Here is a 511-nt window from a genome sequence, read left to right on the forward strand (position 1 = left end):
GGGCTCGCTCTACGAGCCGGTGGGCGAGGAGACGTACGACCTGATCGTGTCCAACCCGCCGTTCGTGATCTCGCCCGGCGCCCGGCTGACCTACCGGGACGGCGGCATGGGCGGGGACGATATGTGCCGCTCGCTCGTTCAGCAGGCGGGGGAGCGCCTCAACCCCGGCGGGTACGCCCAGTTCCTGGCCAACTGGCAGCACGTCGAGGGGGAGGAGTGGCAGGACCGGCTCCGCTCCTGGGTCCCGCGCGGCTGCGACGCCTGGATCGTGCAGCGCGAGGTCCAGGACATCACCCAGTACACCGAGTTGTGGCTGCGCGACGCCGGGGACCACCACACCGACCCGGCCCGGTACGCGGAGCGCTACGAGGCGTGGCTGGACGAGTTCGAGGCGCGCGGGACCACGGCGGTCGGCTTCGGCTGGATCACCCTGCGCCGCACCGACAGCGAGCGGCCGTCCATCGTGGTCGAGGAGTGGCCGCACCCGGTCGAGCAGCCGCTGGGCGACGCC

General features: G+C 72.6%; 1 pseudogene. It reads left to right on the forward strand.

Going from position 1 to position 511, the window contains the following annotated elements:
- A pseudogene (locus tag E6R62_RS39165) lies at positions 1 to 511 on the forward strand (transferase); the annotation flags it as partial.

Origin of the sequence: Streptomyces sp. A1136 (genome assembly GCF_004795055.1) — a bacterium.
Lineage (GTDB): Bacteria > Actinomycetota > Actinomycetes > Streptomycetales > Streptomycetaceae > Streptomyces.